28 protein-coding genes are annotated in these 17,253 nt (G+C 45.1%); 1 reads left to right on the forward strand and 27 read right to left on the reverse strand.

All coding sequences use genetic code 11. From position 1 onward, the window contains the following. Positions 1-127 precede the first annotated feature (127 nt). Positions 128-814, forward strand: coding sequence for a spore germination lipoprotein GerD (gerD, locus tag NST94_RS26735; protein ID WP_036680627.1), 687 nt, complete (start codon positions 128-130; stop codon positions 812-814). A gap of 59 nt (positions 815-873) precedes the next feature. On the opposite strand, the gene NST94_RS26740 is transcribed toward gerD, so the two are convergent. From NST94_RS26740 to rplN, 27 genes are all read right to left on the reverse strand, one after another. After that, entirely contained in the window at positions 874-1,983 is a 1,110-nt protein-coding gene (locus tag NST94_RS26740) for an Mrp/NBP35 family ATP-binding protein (RefSeq protein ID WP_076130012.1), read from the reverse strand. 90 nt (positions 1,984-2,073) lie between these two features. Beyond that, entirely contained in the window at positions 2,074-2,814 is a 741-nt protein-coding gene (gene cwlD / locus NST94_RS26745) for an N-acetylmuramoyl-L-alanine amidase CwlD (protein WP_076303337.1), read from the reverse strand. Positions 2,815-2,892: 78 nt separating this feature from the next. After that, positions 2,893-4,062, reverse strand: a complete 1,170-nt coding sequence (gene sat / locus NST94_RS26750; protein WP_076303338.1) for a sulfate adenylyltransferase — start codon at positions 4,060-4,062, stop codon at positions 2,893-2,895. Between the two features lie 37 nt (positions 4,063-4,099). Next, positions 4,100-4,792, reverse strand: coding sequence for a phosphoadenylyl-sulfate reductase (locus NST94_RS26755; protein WP_036680616.1), 693 nt, complete (start codon positions 4,790-4,792; stop codon positions 4,100-4,102). 229 nt (positions 4,793-5,021) lie between these two features. Continuing rightward, the gene (gene rpsI / locus NST94_RS26760) at positions 5,022-5,414 is read right to left on the reverse strand and encodes a 30S ribosomal protein S9 (protein ID WP_025706574.1); all 393 of its coding nucleotides are present in this window, start codon (positions 5,412-5,414) and stop codon (positions 5,022-5,024) included. Positions 5,415-5,434: 20 nt separating this feature from the next. Next, a complete protein-coding gene (rplM, locus tag NST94_RS26765; protein ID WP_036680589.1) occupies positions 5,435-5,872 on the reverse strand; it encodes a 50S ribosomal protein L13 in 438 nt (145 codons plus the stop codon). A 229-nt stretch (positions 5,873-6,101) separates the two neighbouring features. Continuing rightward, positions 6,102-6,884, reverse strand: coding sequence for a tRNA pseudouridine(38-40) synthase TruA (truA, locus tag NST94_RS26770; protein WP_076303339.1), 783 nt, complete (start codon positions 6,882-6,884; stop codon positions 6,102-6,104). 317 nt (positions 6,885-7,201) lie between these two features. Next, entirely contained in the window at positions 7,202-7,567 is a 366-nt protein-coding gene (gene rplQ / locus NST94_RS26775) for a 50S ribosomal protein L17 (RefSeq protein ID WP_019908254.1), read from the reverse strand. 34 nt (positions 7,568-7,601) lie between these two features. Then, a complete protein-coding gene (locus NST94_RS26780) occupies positions 7,602-8,546 on the reverse strand; it encodes a DNA-directed RNA polymerase subunit alpha (protein ID WP_036680585.1) in 945 nt (314 codons plus the stop codon). 130 nt (positions 8,547-8,676) lie between these two features. Further along, positions 8,677-9,072 carry a 30S ribosomal protein S11 gene (gene rpsK, locus NST94_RS26785; RefSeq protein ID WP_019908251.1) on the reverse strand — a complete coding sequence of 132 codons (396 nt, stop codon included), beginning with the start codon at positions 9,070-9,072 and terminating at the stop codon, positions 8,677-8,679. A gap of 19 nt (positions 9,073-9,091) precedes the next feature. After that, complete coding sequence (rpsM, locus tag NST94_RS26790) at positions 9,092-9,460, reverse strand: 30S ribosomal protein S13 (protein ID WP_036680583.1); 369 nt, start codon at positions 9,458-9,460, stop codon at positions 9,092-9,094. A gap of 19 nt (positions 9,461-9,479) precedes the next feature. Continuing rightward, positions 9,480-9,593, reverse strand: coding sequence for a 50S ribosomal protein L36 (rpmJ, locus tag NST94_RS26795; protein ID WP_003322638.1), 114 nt, complete (start codon positions 9,591-9,593; stop codon positions 9,480-9,482). Between the two features lie 53 nt (positions 9,594-9,646). Further along, on the reverse strand, positions 9,647-9,862 hold the full coding sequence (gene infA, locus NST94_RS26800) for a translation initiation factor IF-1 (RefSeq protein WP_036652996.1): 216 nt from the start codon (positions 9,860-9,862) through the stop codon (positions 9,647-9,649). A 2-nt stretch (positions 9,863-9,864) separates the two neighbouring features. Continuing rightward, positions 9,865-10,173: a KOW domain-containing RNA-binding protein gene (locus tag NST94_RS26805; protein WP_036680581.1), complete on the reverse strand. Its 309-nt coding sequence runs from the start codon at positions 10,171-10,173 to the stop codon at positions 9,865-9,867. 11 nt (positions 10,174-10,184) lie between these two features. Then, positions 10,185-10,937, reverse strand: a complete 753-nt coding sequence (gene map, locus NST94_RS26810) for a type I methionyl aminopeptidase (protein WP_038573450.1) — start codon at positions 10,935-10,937, stop codon at positions 10,185-10,187. A 4-nt stretch (positions 10,938-10,941) separates the two neighbouring features. Further along, positions 10,942-11,586: an adenylate kinase gene (locus tag NST94_RS26815; RefSeq protein ID WP_038573451.1), complete on the reverse strand. Its 645-nt coding sequence runs from the start codon at positions 11,584-11,586 to the stop codon at positions 10,942-10,944. A 96-nt stretch (positions 11,587-11,682) separates the two neighbouring features. Next, positions 11,683-12,981: a preprotein translocase subunit SecY gene (secY, locus tag NST94_RS26820; RefSeq protein WP_076130016.1), complete on the reverse strand. Its 1,299-nt coding sequence runs from the start codon at positions 12,979-12,981 to the stop codon at positions 11,683-11,685. Continuing rightward, positions 12,981-13,421: a 50S ribosomal protein L15 gene (gene rplO / locus NST94_RS26825; protein ID WP_036680569.1), complete on the reverse strand. Its 441-nt coding sequence runs from the start codon at positions 13,419-13,421 to the stop codon at positions 12,981-12,983. Before rplO ends, secY begins: the two co-directional genes overlap by 1 nt. 40 nt (positions 13,422-13,461) lie before the next feature. Continuing rightward, a complete protein-coding gene (rpmD, locus tag NST94_RS26830; protein WP_036680567.1) occupies positions 13,462-13,647 on the reverse strand; it encodes a 50S ribosomal protein L30 in 186 nt (61 codons plus the stop codon). 14 nt (positions 13,648-13,661) lie between these two features. Then, on the reverse strand, positions 13,662-14,159 hold the full coding sequence (gene rpsE, locus NST94_RS26835; RefSeq protein WP_036652980.1) for a 30S ribosomal protein S5: 498 nt from the start codon (positions 14,157-14,159) through the stop codon (positions 13,662-13,664). A 27-nt stretch (positions 14,160-14,186) separates the two neighbouring features. Then, positions 14,187-14,555, reverse strand: a complete 369-nt coding sequence (rplR, locus tag NST94_RS26840; RefSeq protein WP_036680564.1) for a 50S ribosomal protein L18 — start codon at positions 14,553-14,555, stop codon at positions 14,187-14,189. Between the two features lie 84 nt (positions 14,556-14,639). Continuing rightward, entirely contained in the window at positions 14,640-15,182 is a 543-nt protein-coding gene (gene rplF / locus NST94_RS26845; protein WP_036680562.1) for a 50S ribosomal protein L6, read from the reverse strand. Between the two features lie 30 nt (positions 15,183-15,212). After that, positions 15,213-15,611 (reverse strand): 30S ribosomal protein S8, encoded by a 399-nt coding sequence (gene rpsH, locus NST94_RS26850; RefSeq protein WP_036680560.1) that lies wholly within the window; start codon positions 15,609-15,611, stop codon positions 15,213-15,215. 32 nt (positions 15,612-15,643) lie between these two features. Further along, positions 15,644-15,829, reverse strand: coding sequence for a type Z 30S ribosomal protein S14 (locus NST94_RS26855; protein WP_013312154.1), 186 nt, complete (start codon positions 15,827-15,829; stop codon positions 15,644-15,646). A gap of 49 nt (positions 15,830-15,878) precedes the next feature. Then, positions 15,879-16,421 carry a 50S ribosomal protein L5 gene (gene rplE / locus NST94_RS26860; RefSeq protein WP_036680558.1) on the reverse strand — a complete coding sequence of 181 codons (543 nt, stop codon included), beginning with the start codon at positions 16,419-16,421 and terminating at the stop codon, positions 15,879-15,881. Between the two features lie 31 nt (positions 16,422-16,452). Further along, complete coding sequence (gene rplX, locus NST94_RS26865; protein WP_076099615.1) at positions 16,453-16,806, reverse strand: 50S ribosomal protein L24; 354 nt, start codon at positions 16,804-16,806, stop codon at positions 16,453-16,455. A 48-nt stretch (positions 16,807-16,854) separates the two neighbouring features. After that, positions 16,855-17,223, reverse strand: a complete 369-nt coding sequence (gene rplN / locus NST94_RS26870) for a 50S ribosomal protein L14 (protein ID WP_036680556.1) — start codon at positions 17,221-17,223, stop codon at positions 16,855-16,857. Positions 17,224-17,253 lie beyond the last annotated feature (30 nt).

A 17,253-nucleotide genomic window follows, 5' to 3' on the forward strand; every position in this document is an offset into this window, starting at 1 on the left:
TCACCTCCCCCTATGTCAGATTTATTTTACCAAGGATACCGACAAAACACCATTACATCAGCAACATAAATGTGTGTTAATGCGGCATAATACAACTGGAGAATCCTAATAAAGGAGGGCAGCGCCAATGAAATGGAGATTTATCGGATCTGTGGGTTTGGCTTTAAGCTTTGTTATGGCCTTAACGGCTTGCGGAAGTGAGCAGAGCAGTTCTTCTTCTGGTCAGGGCAGTTATAAAGAAATGAAGACCATGGTTATTGATATATTAAAAAGTGAAGATGGAAAAAAAGCAGTTGAGGAATCATTATCAAATTCCAGTTCTGGAGGCACCAGCGGAATGAGTATGAAAATGATGCCACTTCAAACAACAGAGGATATAAAAACCGCTGTTAAAGATACCCTCACTGCACCGGAATATCAAAAGGAAATCGAGAAAATTATGACTGATCCCAAGTTCGCAGGCGATTTTGCTAAAGCCATTCAATCACAAAGCAAAGAATTGCACCTGCAACTAATTAAAGATCCCACCTATCAAAAATCCGTCGAGGAAATCATGAAGTCTCCAGAAATGATGACCATGTTTCTTAATCTCACCAAAACACCTGACTACCGAAAGCAATCCATGAAGACCATCCAGGAATCTATGCAGACTCCATTATTCCGGATGGAGGTATTGAATTTACTTAAAAAGGTCGTTCAGGACGAGCTCGAACCGAAGGAACAGAAAAAGGGCGGCGAAAGCGGCGATAAACAGGAAGGCAGCGGCAGCGGTGGTGAAAGTGGCAGCGGTAGCGGCGATGATTCAAGCACATAACCAAAAAGAGGCCTTATCCCACCTAACAAAGTGGGACGGCCTCTTTTTATGCACAATAATTAGTGCTCATATTTCGCAATCAGCTTATCGGCGATATCAGCAAACAACAACGCAGTTGCTGTGTCTTCCTTGTATACGGAAGGTGAGAAATCCGGTTCAGAAATATGGTTGTCCGGTGCGCCCAATGGAACTTGTGCAAGCAGCTCCGTATGGAGTGTCTCCGCAAGCCGAGCGCCTCCGCCTCTGCCAAAAATATAATCTTTTTTACCGCAGTCTTTACACTCATAATAAGCCATGTTCTCAATGACCCCAATAATCTCATGTTCTGTCTGCAGAGCCATAGAGCCCGCTCTAGCCGCCACAAACGCTGCGGTAGCATGAGGGGTAGTAACAATAATCTCTTTGCTGTGAGGAAGCATCTGATGTACGTCAAGCGCCACATCACCTGTACCTGGAGGAAGATCAAGCAGCATATAATCAAGTTCTCCCCAGCCCACATCACCGAAGAATTGGCGCAGCATTTTGCCAAGCATAGGTCCCCGCCAAATTACCGGACTATTCTCACGGATAAAGAAGCCCATAGACATGACCTTCACTCCGAAACGTTCCACAGGAATAATGATTCCCTCTTCTACAACGGGTCCCTCTTCGATTCCCATCATATCAGGGATGCTAAACCCATAAATGTCCGCATCAATCAATCCAACCTTTTTACCTTTTCTAGCCAAAGCTACTGCCAAATTCACAGTAACCGTAGACTTTCCAACACCGCCTTTACCACTGGCAATGGCGATAAAGTTAACACCAGAGTTCTCATTGATTAATTCATGATCGTCAAGGCCTGCTGCATGTCCCTTAAGTTTCCCCGGTTCATCAACCAACGGCTCTTCCCCGGCACTCTCTCCTCGAAGCAGAGCACGTTCATAATCGGTTGCATCACGCAGCCGGATATGCACATTAGTGACTCCACCCGCTTCAAGCAACTCACGAACCCGTTGTTCTAGATCCATGCGACTTTGCTCTTCAGGATCCAGACACACGATTGATAAAGATATACGATCTTCTTTAATCATAATGTCACGGATTAGCTGTAGTTCCACAAGGCTTTTTCCGGTTTCCGGGTCTGTTATTGACTGCAGTATTTCCTGGATATGTTCCCTAGTCAGCATGGAAAGCACCTCTGTTTCCTTTCCGGAGGAGAAATCTTCCGGAGTTTTTGTCTATTATAGCATTACCCATCTCCTGATGAGTAGTCCCGGCTACTCGGAAGCATAACGAAGAATGCCACGATATATGCTAGTCGCTACCTTGCGTTGATAAACATCATCTCCGAGTAGAACTGATTCCTGAGGGTGCGACAAAAAACCGACCTCTACAAGGATCGCAGGTATTTTTAATGCCTTTAGTAGATAAACAGTATTTACAGTCTTAGCTACACGATCAGTATTCTCCAGTGTAGTCTTCAGCTCACTCTGTACAAACTCTGCGATAGCTTTATTATCCTTGTGATTGGGATAGTAAAAGGTCTGCGCCCCGCTCCATCGGTTTGAAGGCACACTGTTCATGTGAACGCTTATAAAAAGATCTGCGCCCTTCTCTTCAATGCTTCTTACTCTTTGCTTAAGATCTTCAGTCTTGCGCTTAGAATAGCCCTTAGTGCCCTCATGAGCCAAATCATAATCCCCTTCACGGGTCATTACAACAATAGCCCCTGCCTGTTGCAGGTAATCACGTAAATAAAGAGAGACCGCAAGATTAATGTCTTTCTCAATTAGCCCTTCCCGGCTAACTGCCCCTCCATCTGCTCCCCCATGTCCAGCGTCGATAGCGATCACTTTACCAGACAAAGGCAGACTCCAATAATTTAACGTTTTGGCAGTAGGCATGTCATACGCTATAATGCCGATCATTATAGCCAGCAGTGTCGCGCCCAGCATACATTTTTTGATACTGCTCCATGAGATCCAGACCGAGACTTTACTGTGTTTTCGGCCAGACATAACAAAGACCCCCTCGTCCCGATAGATAATACTCATCTATATGGGACAAGAAGGCCAAATAGTACTAGCTAACGATGATTAAGCTGTTACTTCTTGAGTCATGCCTTCAATTAGAATCTGCGCAACCTCAGGTCGCGTAAATTCAGGAGGCGGACATTGCCCCTCCCGAAGCAAAGCCCGTACCTTTGTACCCGACAATGTCATATGATCGTCGCCAGGATGTGGGCAGGTTTTACTGGAAGCCATATTTCCGCATTTTTTACAGAAGAAGCTGTGTTCAAAAAATAATGGAGTAATATCAAGTTCCTCAGCGGTGAAATTCGCAAAAATTTCTTGCGCTTCATAAGTTCCGTAGTAATCACCTACGCCCGCATGGTCACGTCCGACAATAAAATGGGTGCAGCCGTAATTTTTGCGAACCATAGCATGAAAAATCGCTTCTCTCGGACCAGCATAACGCATGGCCGCCGGGAAAACACCTAGAAAGGTACGATCCTCAGGATAATAATTCTCCAAAAGCGCCAGGTAGCTCTTCATTCGTACATTTGCCGGTACATCATCAGACTTCGTCTCACCCACTAGCGGGTTTAAGAACAGAGCGTCTACAACCTCCATAGCGCACTTCTGAATATATTCATGTGCACGATGAACAGGGTTACGCGTCTGGAAGCCTACAACTGTTCTCCAGCCTTTGTCTGCAAATATCTTACGTGTAGCTGAAGGGTCAAAATAAAATTCTCCGAACTTTTCTGGCTGTGGTCTATTTAGCACTGTAATTGGTCCTCCTACATAGGTAGCCGGGCGGGCCAACAGCTTACTTACTCCTGGATGTTCAGGGTCTGTTGTTTTGAATACATTTTGCGCTTCAAGGTTTTGATCAACCGTATAAATACTCTCAATATCCAATAAACCGTAGATCTCGCCATCCTCTTCACTGATTAGAGATACCTTGTCTCCAATAGCTAAACCAGAGGCCACATCCTCTTCTACAGCAAGTGTTATTGGAATGCTCCACACTGTGCCATCTGCTAAACGCATGTTTTTGACTACGGAGTGATAATCTTGTTCATTCAAAAATCCAGTTAGTGGAGAAAATGCACCTACCGCTATTAGATCCAAATCAGATAAAGTCCAAGTGTTCACGGAAAGCGTCTTATATTCACGTGCAAGCTGCAGCAATTCTTCTCTTTCTGTACCCTCTACTACACGGTTAACTAATGTTCCGCCATGCGGACGTATTGAAGTCATTATCGTCTCTCCTTCTGTGTTCTCACGGGGATAGGTCTTACTTGTGTAATCCACACTCAGTCTTCTCTGATCCAGCCCAACGTCCAGCACGCGGATCTTCACCAGGCATAACCTGACGTGTACATTGCTCACAGCCGATACTTGGATAGTTACGGTCATGTAGAGGGTTATAAATTACATCATTTTCACGAATATAGTTCCATACATCTTCGGTTGTCCAATCCGCAATTGGATTAAACTTAACCAAACCAAATTTATAATCATACTCAACCTTTTTGGCATTAGCACGGGTAGGCGCTTGGTCACGACGAATGCCTGTAATCCAAGCTTCATATTGAGATAGGATACGAGTCAGCGGCTCTACTTTACGAATCCCACAGCATTGGTTAGGGTCTACTGTCCATAACGCATCACCGTGTTGAAGTGCTTGCTCCTGCGGAGTGATTTGTGGAGACACTCGTACGAACTCCAGCCCGTATTTATCTGCCATCAAATCTCGGGTCTCATAGGTTTCCTTAAAATGATAATCTGTATCGAGATAAAAGACGTCTGTAGACGGACTAACTTTGTGAAGCATATCAACTAGCACTACATCTTCGGCACCAAAGCTGCAGGCAAAAGTAATGTTAGGAAATGTTTCTACAGCCCAGCGGATAATTTCCTCGGGTGAAGCAGTTTCTAATTCTTCGGCCTTAACTTTGATTAAATCCTCTTTCTCGAGCAGGTTCATTAAGGTATTCCTCCATCCAAAATATTAATCGTATGAATAAATGAGGTAAAAGAAGTAATAAAACCAACTAATTCTATATGAAATAGTATATAACTTTTACTGAGGAAGTCAATGCGTTTCAACCGTTAGAATTAGTAAATAGATGCAAAAAAAGCCCATTTCTTGTGGAAAGGGGCAATAAAAAAATAAAACCCTTGGGCATATGGCCAAGGGTTGAATTCTGTAGATATTAACGTTTCGAGAACTGAGGCGCACGACGTGCAGCCTTCAAGCCGTATTTCTTACGTTCCTTCATACGTGGGTCACGAGTCAGGAAGCCGGCTTTCTTCAATGCACCGCGATATTCAGGGTCAACTTTAAGCAATGCACGGGAGATACCGTGACGAATTGCTCCAGCTTGACCGGAAATGCCGCCACCATGTGCAAGAACGATTACATCGTAGTTGCCCAGTGTTTCAGTCAGGTTCAAAGGTTGTTTTACGATCATTTTCAGTGTTTCCACACCGAAATATTCGTCCATCTCACGTTTGTTAATGACAATGCGTCCTTCACCCGGTACAAGGCGAACACGTGCTACCGAATGTTTACGACGACCTGTCCCATAGTATTGTACTTGTGCCATGAAACTGTCCTCCTCTATTCTTATCCGCGAAGTTCGTAAACTTCAGGTTTTTGTGCTGCATGTGGATGCTCGGCGCCTGCATATACTTTCAATCTCAGCTTCATGTGGTCCCCTTGACGAGTCTTAGGAATCATACCATGAACCGCGAATTCAATTACGCGTTCTGGTTTAGTATTCAGCAGAGTTTCAGCATTAGTAACTTTCAAACCACCTGGGTGCATCGAGTGACGGTAGTATTTTTTGTTTTGCAATTTCTTACCGGTCAAGTGAATTTTCTCAGCGTTGATTACGATAACGAAATCTCCTGTATCAACGTGTGGAGTGAATTGCGGTTTGTGTTTGCCACGGATCAAAGCAGCGGCTTCGCTGGCCAAACGACCGAGTGTTTTGCCTTCGGCATCAATAATGTGCCAATTGCGTTCAACTTCGTTCGGCTTCGCCATATAGGTGGTACGCATGAATGTTTCCTCCTTGTTCTCGTACGAAAATCTTCTGTTTCGTATATCTTGTTTCTCATTGAATTACGATTATGTGAGTTAAGCAAAGCATTTTTTTGGCATTTTCCTGATCGGGGCTGTGGGATAGCCATCAAGAAAACACAACTTTTATATTACAGTATAAACATAACAAGTGCAAGTGATTTTTAAACATTTAGCCTATTAATTAGGAAGAAATTTATAGAAAAAACTATTCACTTTCATTCTCGTCATATTCAACACTCCACAAAGCTAACCCCATGGCCACAGCTGTTGGACCAGCATGTGATCGATCACATGCTGCCAATATTTCAGCAACCTTATCAGCAGGTATTTTACCTTCCCCCACATGGATCAAAGTCCCCATAATAATGCGAACCATGTGCTGAAGAAATCCACTACCCGTTATATAAGTATGGATAACTCCTTGATCTGATGAAGAGGGTCGGCACATACTGCGATCTACTTCCATATGAGCTTCAAAGATCGTTCGTACATGAGAAGTCTTCGTAGACCGTCGTGATGCAAACGAAGTGAAGTCATGTGTCCCTATAATTTGCGTTAAGCCTTGCTGCATCGCAGGAATATCCAACTTCACTGGATGGTGAAGCTGCCAGCGCCGTTGAAACGGATCTGGAAACCTGTTGCCATTAATCGTGTATCGGTAAGTTTTACGCTTAGCCCCTCTACGAGAGTGAAACGTTAGCGGAACTTCCCTAGCCTCTGTAACCACGATGTCTTGTGGCAGCCGGGCATTAAGCGCTAGACACCAACGTTCAGTTGGGATTCGAGAGGAGGTTGTAAAGTTAAAAGGCTGGCCATAGGCATGTACTCCGGCATCTGTGCGGCCTGAAGCAGTAATCTTCAGCTTCTCACCAGTCAGATGGAGTATGGCTTGCTCCAGCCGATCCTGAATCGTATTGCCCTGAGGCTGGGTCTGAAAGCCATCATAATTCGTTCCGTCATAATTGACCTTCATCAATAGATTGCGCATTCCGTTCTCCTTTTTAAACCGGTCAGCAGAACGTCGATCGAAGCACTGTCTGATCTTCTATTTGAAGAAATGGCTTCGCCGTCCCTAGAAGGACGGCATCCATTTTTCATATATAGAACTACAAGTCCTATAGGATCCTTAATTTCAAAAAAAAGAGCCCCTGCGGGAGCTCCTTCAATTGAACCAAGGTGATTCCCACGGTTATTAGTACAGCAGAGTCTTGCGCCTCTGCAGCACAATAACGCTGATATTTCCCCCATCTTTACTCCAAAGAGGGCTGGATGAAAGGGAAGCATCGGAAATCAATACTTGTGATACTACGCGCGGTCTACCAATTCAAGATAAACCATAGGCGCAGCGTCGCCACGACGAGGTCCTAGTTTAAGGATACGAGTGTATCCACCTGGACGCTCAGTGTAACGAGGAGCAATGTCAGAGAACAATTTTTGAATTGCATCTTGTTCACCATCAACAGTCTCGCGGCGAACAAATGCAGCTACTTGACGACGAGCATGAAGATCACCTTTTTTAGCTTTAGTGATCAGCTTTTCAGCGATAGAACGAACTTCTTTCGCTTTAGCTTCCGTTGTTTGGATGCGCTCGTATAAAAACAGATCCGTTACCATGTCGCGAAATAACGCTTTACGCGCACTGGAATCACGGCCCAATTTTTGGTATGCCATTGTGTTTTCCCTCCTTTACTAAAGCAATCTGCAGCTATTCTTCTGTGCGGAGCCCCAAACCAAGTTCCTCAAGCTTTTCCTGAACTTCTTCCAAAGATTTGCGACCAAGGTTACGCACCTTCATCATATCTTCTTCAGTCTTCGTGGTAAGCTCTTGTACGGTATTAATACCAGCACGTTTGAGGCAGTTGTAGGAACGAACAGAAAGATCAAGCTCTTCGATTGTCATCTCAAGTACTTTTTCTTTTTTGTCTTCTTCTTTTTCAACCATAATTTCGGCGTCTTTCGCTTCGTCCGTAAGACCTACGAACAGAACGAGGTGCTCGTTCAAAATTTTGGCTCCGAGGCTTACAGCCTCTTCCGGTCTGATACTTCCATCCGTCCAAATTTCAAGCGTCAATTTGTCGTAGTTAGTCACTTGACCAACACGTGTATTGTCTATGCCGTAGTTAACGCGTGAAATTGGAGTGTAGATGGAGTCAACTGGAATAACACCAATTGGCTGATCGTCACGTTTGTTCCGGTCCGCTTGGACATAGCCGCGACCACGGCCTGCAAAAATACGCATATGAAGTCTCGCACCAGGTCCCAGCGTTGCAATGTGAAGATCCGGATTGAGGATCTCAACATCGCTGTCCGCACGGATATCACCTGCGGTAACGATGCCTTCCCCTTCAGCATCAATCTCGAACACTTTTTCCTCGTCTGAATGAATTTTCAGAGACAAGGCTTTAAGGTTCAGAATGATTTCCGTCACATCTTCCATTACGCCTGGAACGGTCGAGAACTCATGCAGAACGCCGTCAATTTGGACCGAAGTCACTGCGGCTCCTGGAAGCGAAGAAAGCAATATCCGGCGAAGCGAGTTCCCCAGAGTCGTGCCATACCCACGTTCCAGCGGTTCAACTACGAATTTCCCATAGGTACCTTCATCATTAGCTTCTACGGTCTCAATCTTCGGCTTTTCGATTTCTATCACGAGTTTACCCCTCCTTCAACGTCGCTCCTATATGAAACTGTCACCCCATCAGGTGCATCATGTAGTATGCCTAAACACCTATTATTAGCAGATGCGTCAGAATTATACCACATTCACAATACTGATTTCACTATACGCGACGACGCTTAGGCGGACGGCATCCATTGTGAGGAACCGGAGTTACGTCTTTAATAAGGTTAACTTCAAGCCCTGCAGCTTGAAGGGAACGGATGGCTGCTTCGCGGCCCGCGCCCGGTCCTTTAACCATAACCTCAACCGACTTCATGCCGTGCTCCATAGCTGCTTTAGCTGCTGATTCAGCTGCCATTTGCGCTGCGAATGGAGTGGACTTACGGGAACCTTTAAATCCTTGGCCGCCGGAGCTTGCCCAGGAAATTGCATTTCCGTGAGGATCCGTGATGGTAACGATGGTGTTGTTGAACGTGGAACGAATATGTGCCACGCCGGATTCGATATTTTTACGGTCGCGACGTTTGGTACGTACGACTTTTTTCGGTTTAGCCATTGTCTCTTATCCCCCCTTATTATTTCTTTTTGTTTGCTACCGTACGACGCGGGCCTTTCCGGGTACGGGCATTCGTTTTAGTACGTTGACCGCGAACAGGCAATCCACGACGGTGGCGAACACCGCGGTAACAGCCGATCTCAGTAAGACGTTTAATATTTAAGGAAATTTCACGACGCAGGTCACCTTCAACCTTAACCGTTTTGTCGATCGTTTCACGCAGTTTGCTGACTTCATCTTCCGTCAAATCACGGACACGTGTATTAGCGCTAATGCCTGTTTCATTAAGAATTTTCTGAGAAGTCGTTTTACCGATTCCGAAAATATAAGTCAAGGCGATCTCAACGCGTTTGTCACGTGGCAAATCCACTCCAGCTATACGAGCCATTTTACGCTACACCCCCTTCTTAACCTTGTTTTTGTTTGTGTTTCGGATTTTCGCAAATCACCATAACAGTCCCTTTGCGGCGGATTACTTTACATTTCTCGCAAATGGGCTTTACAGAAGGTCTTACCTTCATGTTAATTACCTCCTCAAAGTTTTGCGAAGCAAAACTTTTTTCGTAGTTCCCATCTATTTACGGTAAGTTATACGACCTTTTGATAAATCATAAGGCGATAACTGCACGACCACTTTGTCTCCGGTCAAAATACGGATAAAGTGCATCCGCAATTTACCGGATACATGGGCAAGTATTTGATGACCGTTCTCAAGCTCAACCTTAAACGTTGCGTTTGGCAACGGTTCAAGGACAGTACCTTCTACTTCAATGACATCTTCCTTAGCCACAGTTAGTCTCCTTTCTCATCAGCACTTATTCCGGTGGGTCCAGCATACTTCATGACTGCGAATCGCAGCTTTCCGTTTGTTACCCGCCCAGTTTCCTTCAAACTGTCCACAACCTCACTGCTGATGAAGGGTATGAGCTCAAGATGAAGAATATTCTTCTTCTTTGGCCCATCAAACTTACGTTTGTCTCCATCTGCAATGTATACAAATCTGCTATCAACAACTGCGATAACAACGGCTGCCTCTCCGGCATCTTTGCCTTTGAGAATTCTCACTAATTGACCAACCTGCGGGCTGCTCACAGTATTCAAGTGGAGATCACCTACGCATTCAGTTTTGTGAAAATTTCCATACCGTCCGGAGTAACTGCTACTGTATGCTCGAAGTGAGCACATAGTGAGCCATCAACCGTAACGACAGTCCAGTTATCTTCCAGTGTTCTGACATGTCTCTTTCCTGCGTTTACCATCGGCTCAATCGCGAGCACCATACCCGGTTTCAGACGTGGTCCGCGGTCCGCTATGCCATAATTCGGAATTTGCGGTTCTTCATGCAGTTTTGCCCCAATACCATGACCAACATACTCACGTACGACTGAGAAACCAGCCTCTTCGATGTATTGCTGAATAGCATGGGAGATTGTAAACAAGCGCACATCCGGCTTAACTAACGCCAGTCCCGCGTACAAGGAGCCTTCCGTAACGTCCAGCAAACGCTGAGCCTCTTCGGAAATGCTGCCCACACCGTAGGTCCAGGCGGAATCACCGTGATAACCGCGGTACTCTGCACCGATATCCAGCGTAACAATATCGCCTTCGATCAGTTTACGTTTACCTGGAAATCCATGCACCAATTGTTCGTTGACTGAAGCGCAAATGCTGGCAGGAAAACCGTTGTAGCCTTTGAAAGACGGCACAGCATCTTGACTGCGAATGTATTGATCGGCGATTCTGTCGAGCTCGCCCGTTGTAATGCCAGGCTCAATAGCCTGAGCAATAAGACGGTGACTCTCGGCAACAATTCGACCAGCTTCCCTCATAAAGGCAAGTTCCTGTTCGGATTTACAAATGATCATTACATTAACCCCGCATTAAAGACACGATTTCAGAAGTAACGACATTAATTTCGTTTTCCCCGTTTACCTGACGCAAAAGACCTTTATTATCATAAAACGCAAGCAGCGGCGCTGTTTTATTATCATACTCATCCAGGCGCTTGCCTACACTTTCTTCGTTGTCATCCGGACGTTGATATAATTCACCGCCATCAATGTCGCAAATGCCATCTTGCTTCGGCGGGTTGAAGATTAAATGGTAGGATGCTCCGCAAACGCTGCAGATACGACGTCCAGTAAGACGCGCCATTAGCAATCCACGGTCAACATTCAAGTTGATGACATGATCCAAAGAAGTGTTCAAACGGCTAAGAATATCATCCAGCGCTTCCGCTTGCGAAAGAGTTCTTGGAAAACCATCCAATAGAAATCCTTTTTCGCAATCGGACTGCTGCAACCGTTCTTCGACTATCCCAATGGTCACATCATCTGGTACAAGCAAACCTTGATCTATAAATGATTTGGCCTTCAATCCTACCGGAGTTTCCTGTTTGATTGCCAAACGGAAAGCATCTCCTGTCGAAATATGAGGAATACCAAATTCTTTAACGATTTCTGCCGCTTGTGTTCCCTTGCCTGCCCCAGGAGGGCCCATGAATAAAATGTTCACGATTTCTCTCTCCCCCCAAAAGTTCGCCACCAAGCAAGAAACAGCATAATAGGTGCCGGGAAGAATAAAAACTTAAGCTTCACCGGAACCTATCACCTATTTATTGATGAAGCCTTTGTAATGGCGTTTGATCAATTGGCTCTCGATCTGCTTCATAGTATCCAATGCCACACCGATTACGATCAGCAGTGATGTACCGCCAATTCGAACTTCTTTAGGCAATCCAGATAAAGCACCGAAGAACATCGGCAGAACAGAGATCAAAGCTAGGAACAAAGCGCCGGACATAGTCAGACGAGACATTACTCTAGTCAGATATTTCTCTGTAGCTTTACCAGGACGGATACCTGGAATGTAACCACCATTCTTCTTCATGTTATCGGCCATCTGCTGAGGATTCATCTGCACGAACGTATAGAAGAACGTGAACCCGATGATCATCACTACATACAGAAGCATACCAAGTGGAGCATCGGTTGCTAAATACTTAGCAATCCATTGAGCCCAGGCATGTGTTGACCAGAAACTGGAGAGAACAACTGGGAACTGAAGCAATGATACGGCGAAGATTACCGGAATTACACCTGCCGCATTAATTTTCAATGGGATATGTGTATTCTGTCCACCGTACATTTTATTGCCGACTACGCGTTTAGCGTATTGAACAGGAATCTTCCGAATACCTTGCTGTACGAAGATAACTGCTGTAATAATCGCTACAATCACAATCAGCACGATAACGACTTTAAGAATATTCAGGAACACCTGATCCGGCTGAATAAAACTTGAGTTAGCCGTACTTGTGATATATCCCGGAATGGCGGCGACGATTCCCGCAAAAATCAGGATCGAAATCCCGTTCCCGATTCCCTTTTCGGTAATCTGTTCACCAAGCCACATCAAGAAAGAAGTACCCGCCGTCAAGATAATGGCAACCAGCAAGTAATCAGCAAATGTCGCATTCGGCATCATTTGAGTATTATATATCCGGTTAAACCCTATCGACGTAGCAAAACCTTGGATCAGGGCTAATATCACTGTACCGTAACGAGTGATTTGCGCCAATTGTTTTTTCCCGTGCTCCCCTTGTTTAGCCCATTCAGCAAACTTAGGAACAACATCCATCGACAGCAATTGCACGATGATGGATGCTGTAATGTACGGGTAAATACTGATCGCAAATATCGAGAAGTTTTTGAGCGCTCCGCCCGAAAAGGTGTTCAAGAGTCCCATCAAAGCGTCACCGCTCTGATTTGCTGTTTGCAGTACATCTTTGTTCACACCAGGAACCGGAACAAACGAACCGATACGGTAGATAATCAGAATGAACAAGGTAAACAGGATCTTTTTGCGCAAATCTTCAACATGCCAGATATTCTTAAGCGTCTTGAACATTAGATCACCTCGGTTTTACCGCCGGCAGCCTCGATTTTCTCTACCGCAGATTGAGAGAACTTATTTGCTTGTACAGTCAATTTTACGGTCAACTCACCGTTGCCGAGAATCTTGATGCCGCTTTTGGAATTCTTGACAACACCAGTTTCAAGCAACAACTGCGGAGTCACTTCAGTTCCTTCTGCAAAGCTATTCAGATCTTCCAGGTTCACAATCGCATACTCTTTACGGGTAGGATTGACGAAACCACGTTTAGGCAGACGACGATAGAGCGGATTTTGTCCACCCTCGAAGCCCGGACGAACACCACCGCCAGAACGTGAGTTTTGACCTTTGTGACCGCGACCGGAAGTTTTACCATTTCCGCTACTAGGACCACGACCAACGCGATTGCGTTCTTTGCGGGAACCAGGAGCTGGAGCAAGTTCATGTAACTTCATCGTTTGCACCTCCTTATGTTTGTTAATTTATGCGAGGCGATTAGCCTTCAATTTCAGTTACAGATAGCAAGTGACTCACTTTATTGATCATTCCGCGAATTGCAGGACTGTCATTGTGAACCACTGTCGTGTTGAGTTTACGCAGGCCGAGCGTCTTAACAGTAACACGTTGTGTTTCTGGACGTCCGATTACACTACGTACGAGGGTAATTTGCAATTTTGCCATTGACGTTCCCCTCCTTAACCGCGCAATTCTTCGACAGATTTGCCGCGAAGTTTCGCGACCTCTTCAATGCGTTTCAGACGGGAAAGTCCCTCCAAAGTTGCATTGACCATGTTCATGGAATTCGAAGAACCCAGTGATTTTGTCAAAATGTCGCCAACGCCTGCCAATTCCAATACCGCACGAACTGGACCGCCAGCGATAACGCCAGTACCCTCTGATGCTGGTTTCAGCAACACGCGTCCTGCGCCGAAGTGTCCAGTAACGAGATGGGGAATCGAAGTTCCTACGATTGGGATGTGAATCAGGTTTTTCTTGGCGTCTTCAATGCCTTTACGGATGGCATCCGGAACTTCGCCGGCTTTACCGATACCAGCACCGACGTAGCCGTTGCCGTCGCCCACAACAACAAGTGCACTAAAGCTGAAACGGCGTCCGCCTTTTACAACTTTTGCAACACGGTTAATGTGTACAACTCTTTCTGTCAGTTCTAAACTGTTCGGATCTACACGCAAGTCGTTAACCTCCTTTTAAGAATTATTCTAGAATTCAAGACCAGCTTCACGAGCTGCATCAGCCAATGCTTGAATCCGTCCATGGTACAAGTAACCTCCGCGGTCGAATACGACCACTGCATATCCTTTTTCTTTGGCACGCTCAGCGACCAATTGGCCAACTTTCGCTGCAGCTTCAACGCTACCGCCATTACCGATGTTAGCGCTCAGATCTTTATCAAGTGTAGAAGCGGATACGATAGTAACCCCTTTAACATCATCGATCAGTTGAGCGTAGATGTGTTTCGAAGAACGGAATACGTTCAAACGTGGACGCTCAGTAGTTCCCTGGATCTTCTTACGAACACGCAGGTGTCTTTTGAGACGAGCCTTGTTTTTATCTTCTTTTGTAATCATGACTTCCCTTTCACTCCCTTCAGTTTGCCGTAAACAGCTTCACTTTAAGATGCACGGGGTATCTTACAATTAAGTTTAAACTGGTTATTTCTTCTTACCAGCTTTACCTTCTTTGCGGATGATACGCTCGCCTTCATATTTGATACCTTTACCTTTATACGGTTCTGGTTCACGAACGGAACGGATTTTAGCAGCGTATGCGCCAACGCGTTCTTTATCGATACCTTTAACGATGATCTTCGTGTTCGCAGGAACTTCGAACTCGATACCAGCTTCCGGTGTAATTTCAACCGGGTGGGAATAACCAACGTTCAGAACGATTTTATCTCCGGATTTGCTTGCACGATATCCGACCCCAACCAGTTCCAGAGATTTCGAGAAACCTTCAGTCACACCTGCTACCATGTTGTTGACAACGGAGCGGGTTGTGCCGTGAAGTGAACGATGCAATTTGTTATCCGACGGGCGAACAACGGTAATTTCGTTATTTTCAACTGTAACCTTCATGTCTTTATGAAGCTCACGAGTCAAAGAACCTTTTGGACCTTTTACTGTAATAACGGCGTTGTCCAAAGTGACATCTACACCGCTAGGTACTGCGATTGGTTTGCGACCAATACGAGACATGTGTTGCACCTCCTTATCTTGTGACGTTTATTACCAAATGTAGCAGACAACTTCTCCGCCAGATTTTGATTGACGAGCTTCTTTGTCGGTCATAACTCCCTTAGATGTGGAGATAATCGCGATTCCTAGACCACCGAGTACACGAGGCACTTCATTGCTCTTCGTGTATACGCGAAGGCCTGGTTTACTGATTCTTTTCAAACCAGAAATAACACGCTCTTGGTTAGGGCCGTATTTCAAGAAGATACGGATAATCCCTTGTTTGCTATCTTCAACGAATTCCGCATCGCGGATGAAACCTTCACGCTTCAAAATGTCAGCGATTTGTTTCTTCATAGTAGAAGCAGGCATTTCTACCGTCTCGTGACGCACAATGTTAGCGTTACGAATACGAGTAAGCATATCTGCAATAGGATCAGACATAGTCATGTGTGTAAACCTCCTTCCCGTTTATAAACTTCTTACCAACTTGCTTTTTTCACGCCAGGGATCTGGCCTTTATAAGCTAATTCACGGAAACAAATTCTGCAAATTTTAAACTTTTGCAGTACCGAATGTGGACGACCACAACGTTCGCAACGTGTATATGCACGTACTTTAAACTTAGGCGTACGTTGTTGTTTAACTTTCATCGAAGTTTTTGCCACTTAGCCTGACACCTCCTAAACATTTTCGGAGAAAATGGATTAACCGACTTTATTTTGCGAAAGGCATTCCCAGCTGACCCAGCAGCTCGCGGGATTCCTCGTCCGTCTTAGCAGTCGTTACAATAACGATGTCCATACCGCGGACTTTATCCACTTTGTCATATTCGATCTCGGGGAAGATCAATTGTTCTTTAAGACCAAGTGTGTAGTTACCACGGCCGTCAAAGGCTTTAGTGGAAACACCACGGAAGTCACGTACACGTGGAAGTGTTACGTTGAACAATTTGTCCAAGAAGTAATACATACGCTCTCCGCGCAGTGTTACTTTAACCCCAATCGGCATATTTTCGCGTAGTTTGAAACCAGCGATGGATTTTTTAGCTTTAGTGATTACTGGTTTTTGACCAGCGATCAACTGCATGTCATTAACTGCAGCATCAAGTACTTTGGAGTTTTGAACAGCGTCACCCACACCCATGTTGATGACAACCTTCTCGATCTTAGGCACTTGCATAACAGTTGTATAGTTAAACTTCTGCATCAAAGCAGGTGTAATTTCGTTAAGAAAACGTTCTTTCATTCTTGCTGCCATGAAGATTTAACCTCCTTTCTTAAGGGCTAGATTAGTCGATAATCTCTCCGGATCTTTTAGCAATCCGAACTTTTTTACCATTGTCCAAAACTTTGTAACCGATACGGGTTACTTTGCCGGTCTTCGGATCGATGTGCATTACGTTGGACACATGAATCGAAGCTTCCTGCTCAATAATTCCACCCTGTGGATTCAGCTGGTTCGGCTTTTGGTGTTTTTTCACCATATTGACGCCTTCTACCAGAACGCGGTTTTCACGAGGATAAGCAGCGATGACACGGCCTTTTTTGCCTTTGTCTTTACCACTGATCACAAGCACCACGTCATCTTTCTTCACGTGCAGTTTATTGTTATGGGATTCCAGAACTTTTTTCACTCTAGGCATTTATTACACCTCCTATAACTAACCTTCAACTTATTGGTGCCGTGTTTATTAGATAACTTCCGGTGCCAAGGAAACGATCTTCATGTAGTCTTTATCGCGAAGTTCGCGAGCAACTGGTCCAAAGATACGTGTTCCACGAGGGCTTCTGTCGTCTTTAACAACAACAGCTGCGTTTTCGTCGAATGCGATGTAAGATCCATCTTTACGACGAACGGAACGTTTCGTACGAACAACTACCGCTCTAACAACATCACCTTTTTTGACAACGCCGCCTGGTGTTGCTTGTTTAACGGAACAAACGATCAAATCACCGATTGCTGCTGTACGGCGTCCAGTACCACCCAGTACGCGGATACACATCAGTTCCTTCGCACCAGAGTTGTCAGCCACATGCAAACGTGTAAATGGTTGAATCATTATAATTTCCTCCTTCCGGAAAAACTCTCT

The organism is Paenibacillus sp. FSL H8-0282 (assembly GCF_037963825.1).
In the GTDB taxonomy this organism is placed as follows: domain Bacteria; phylum Bacillota; class Bacilli; order Paenibacillales; family Paenibacillaceae; genus Paenibacillus_AQ; species Paenibacillus_AQ odorifer.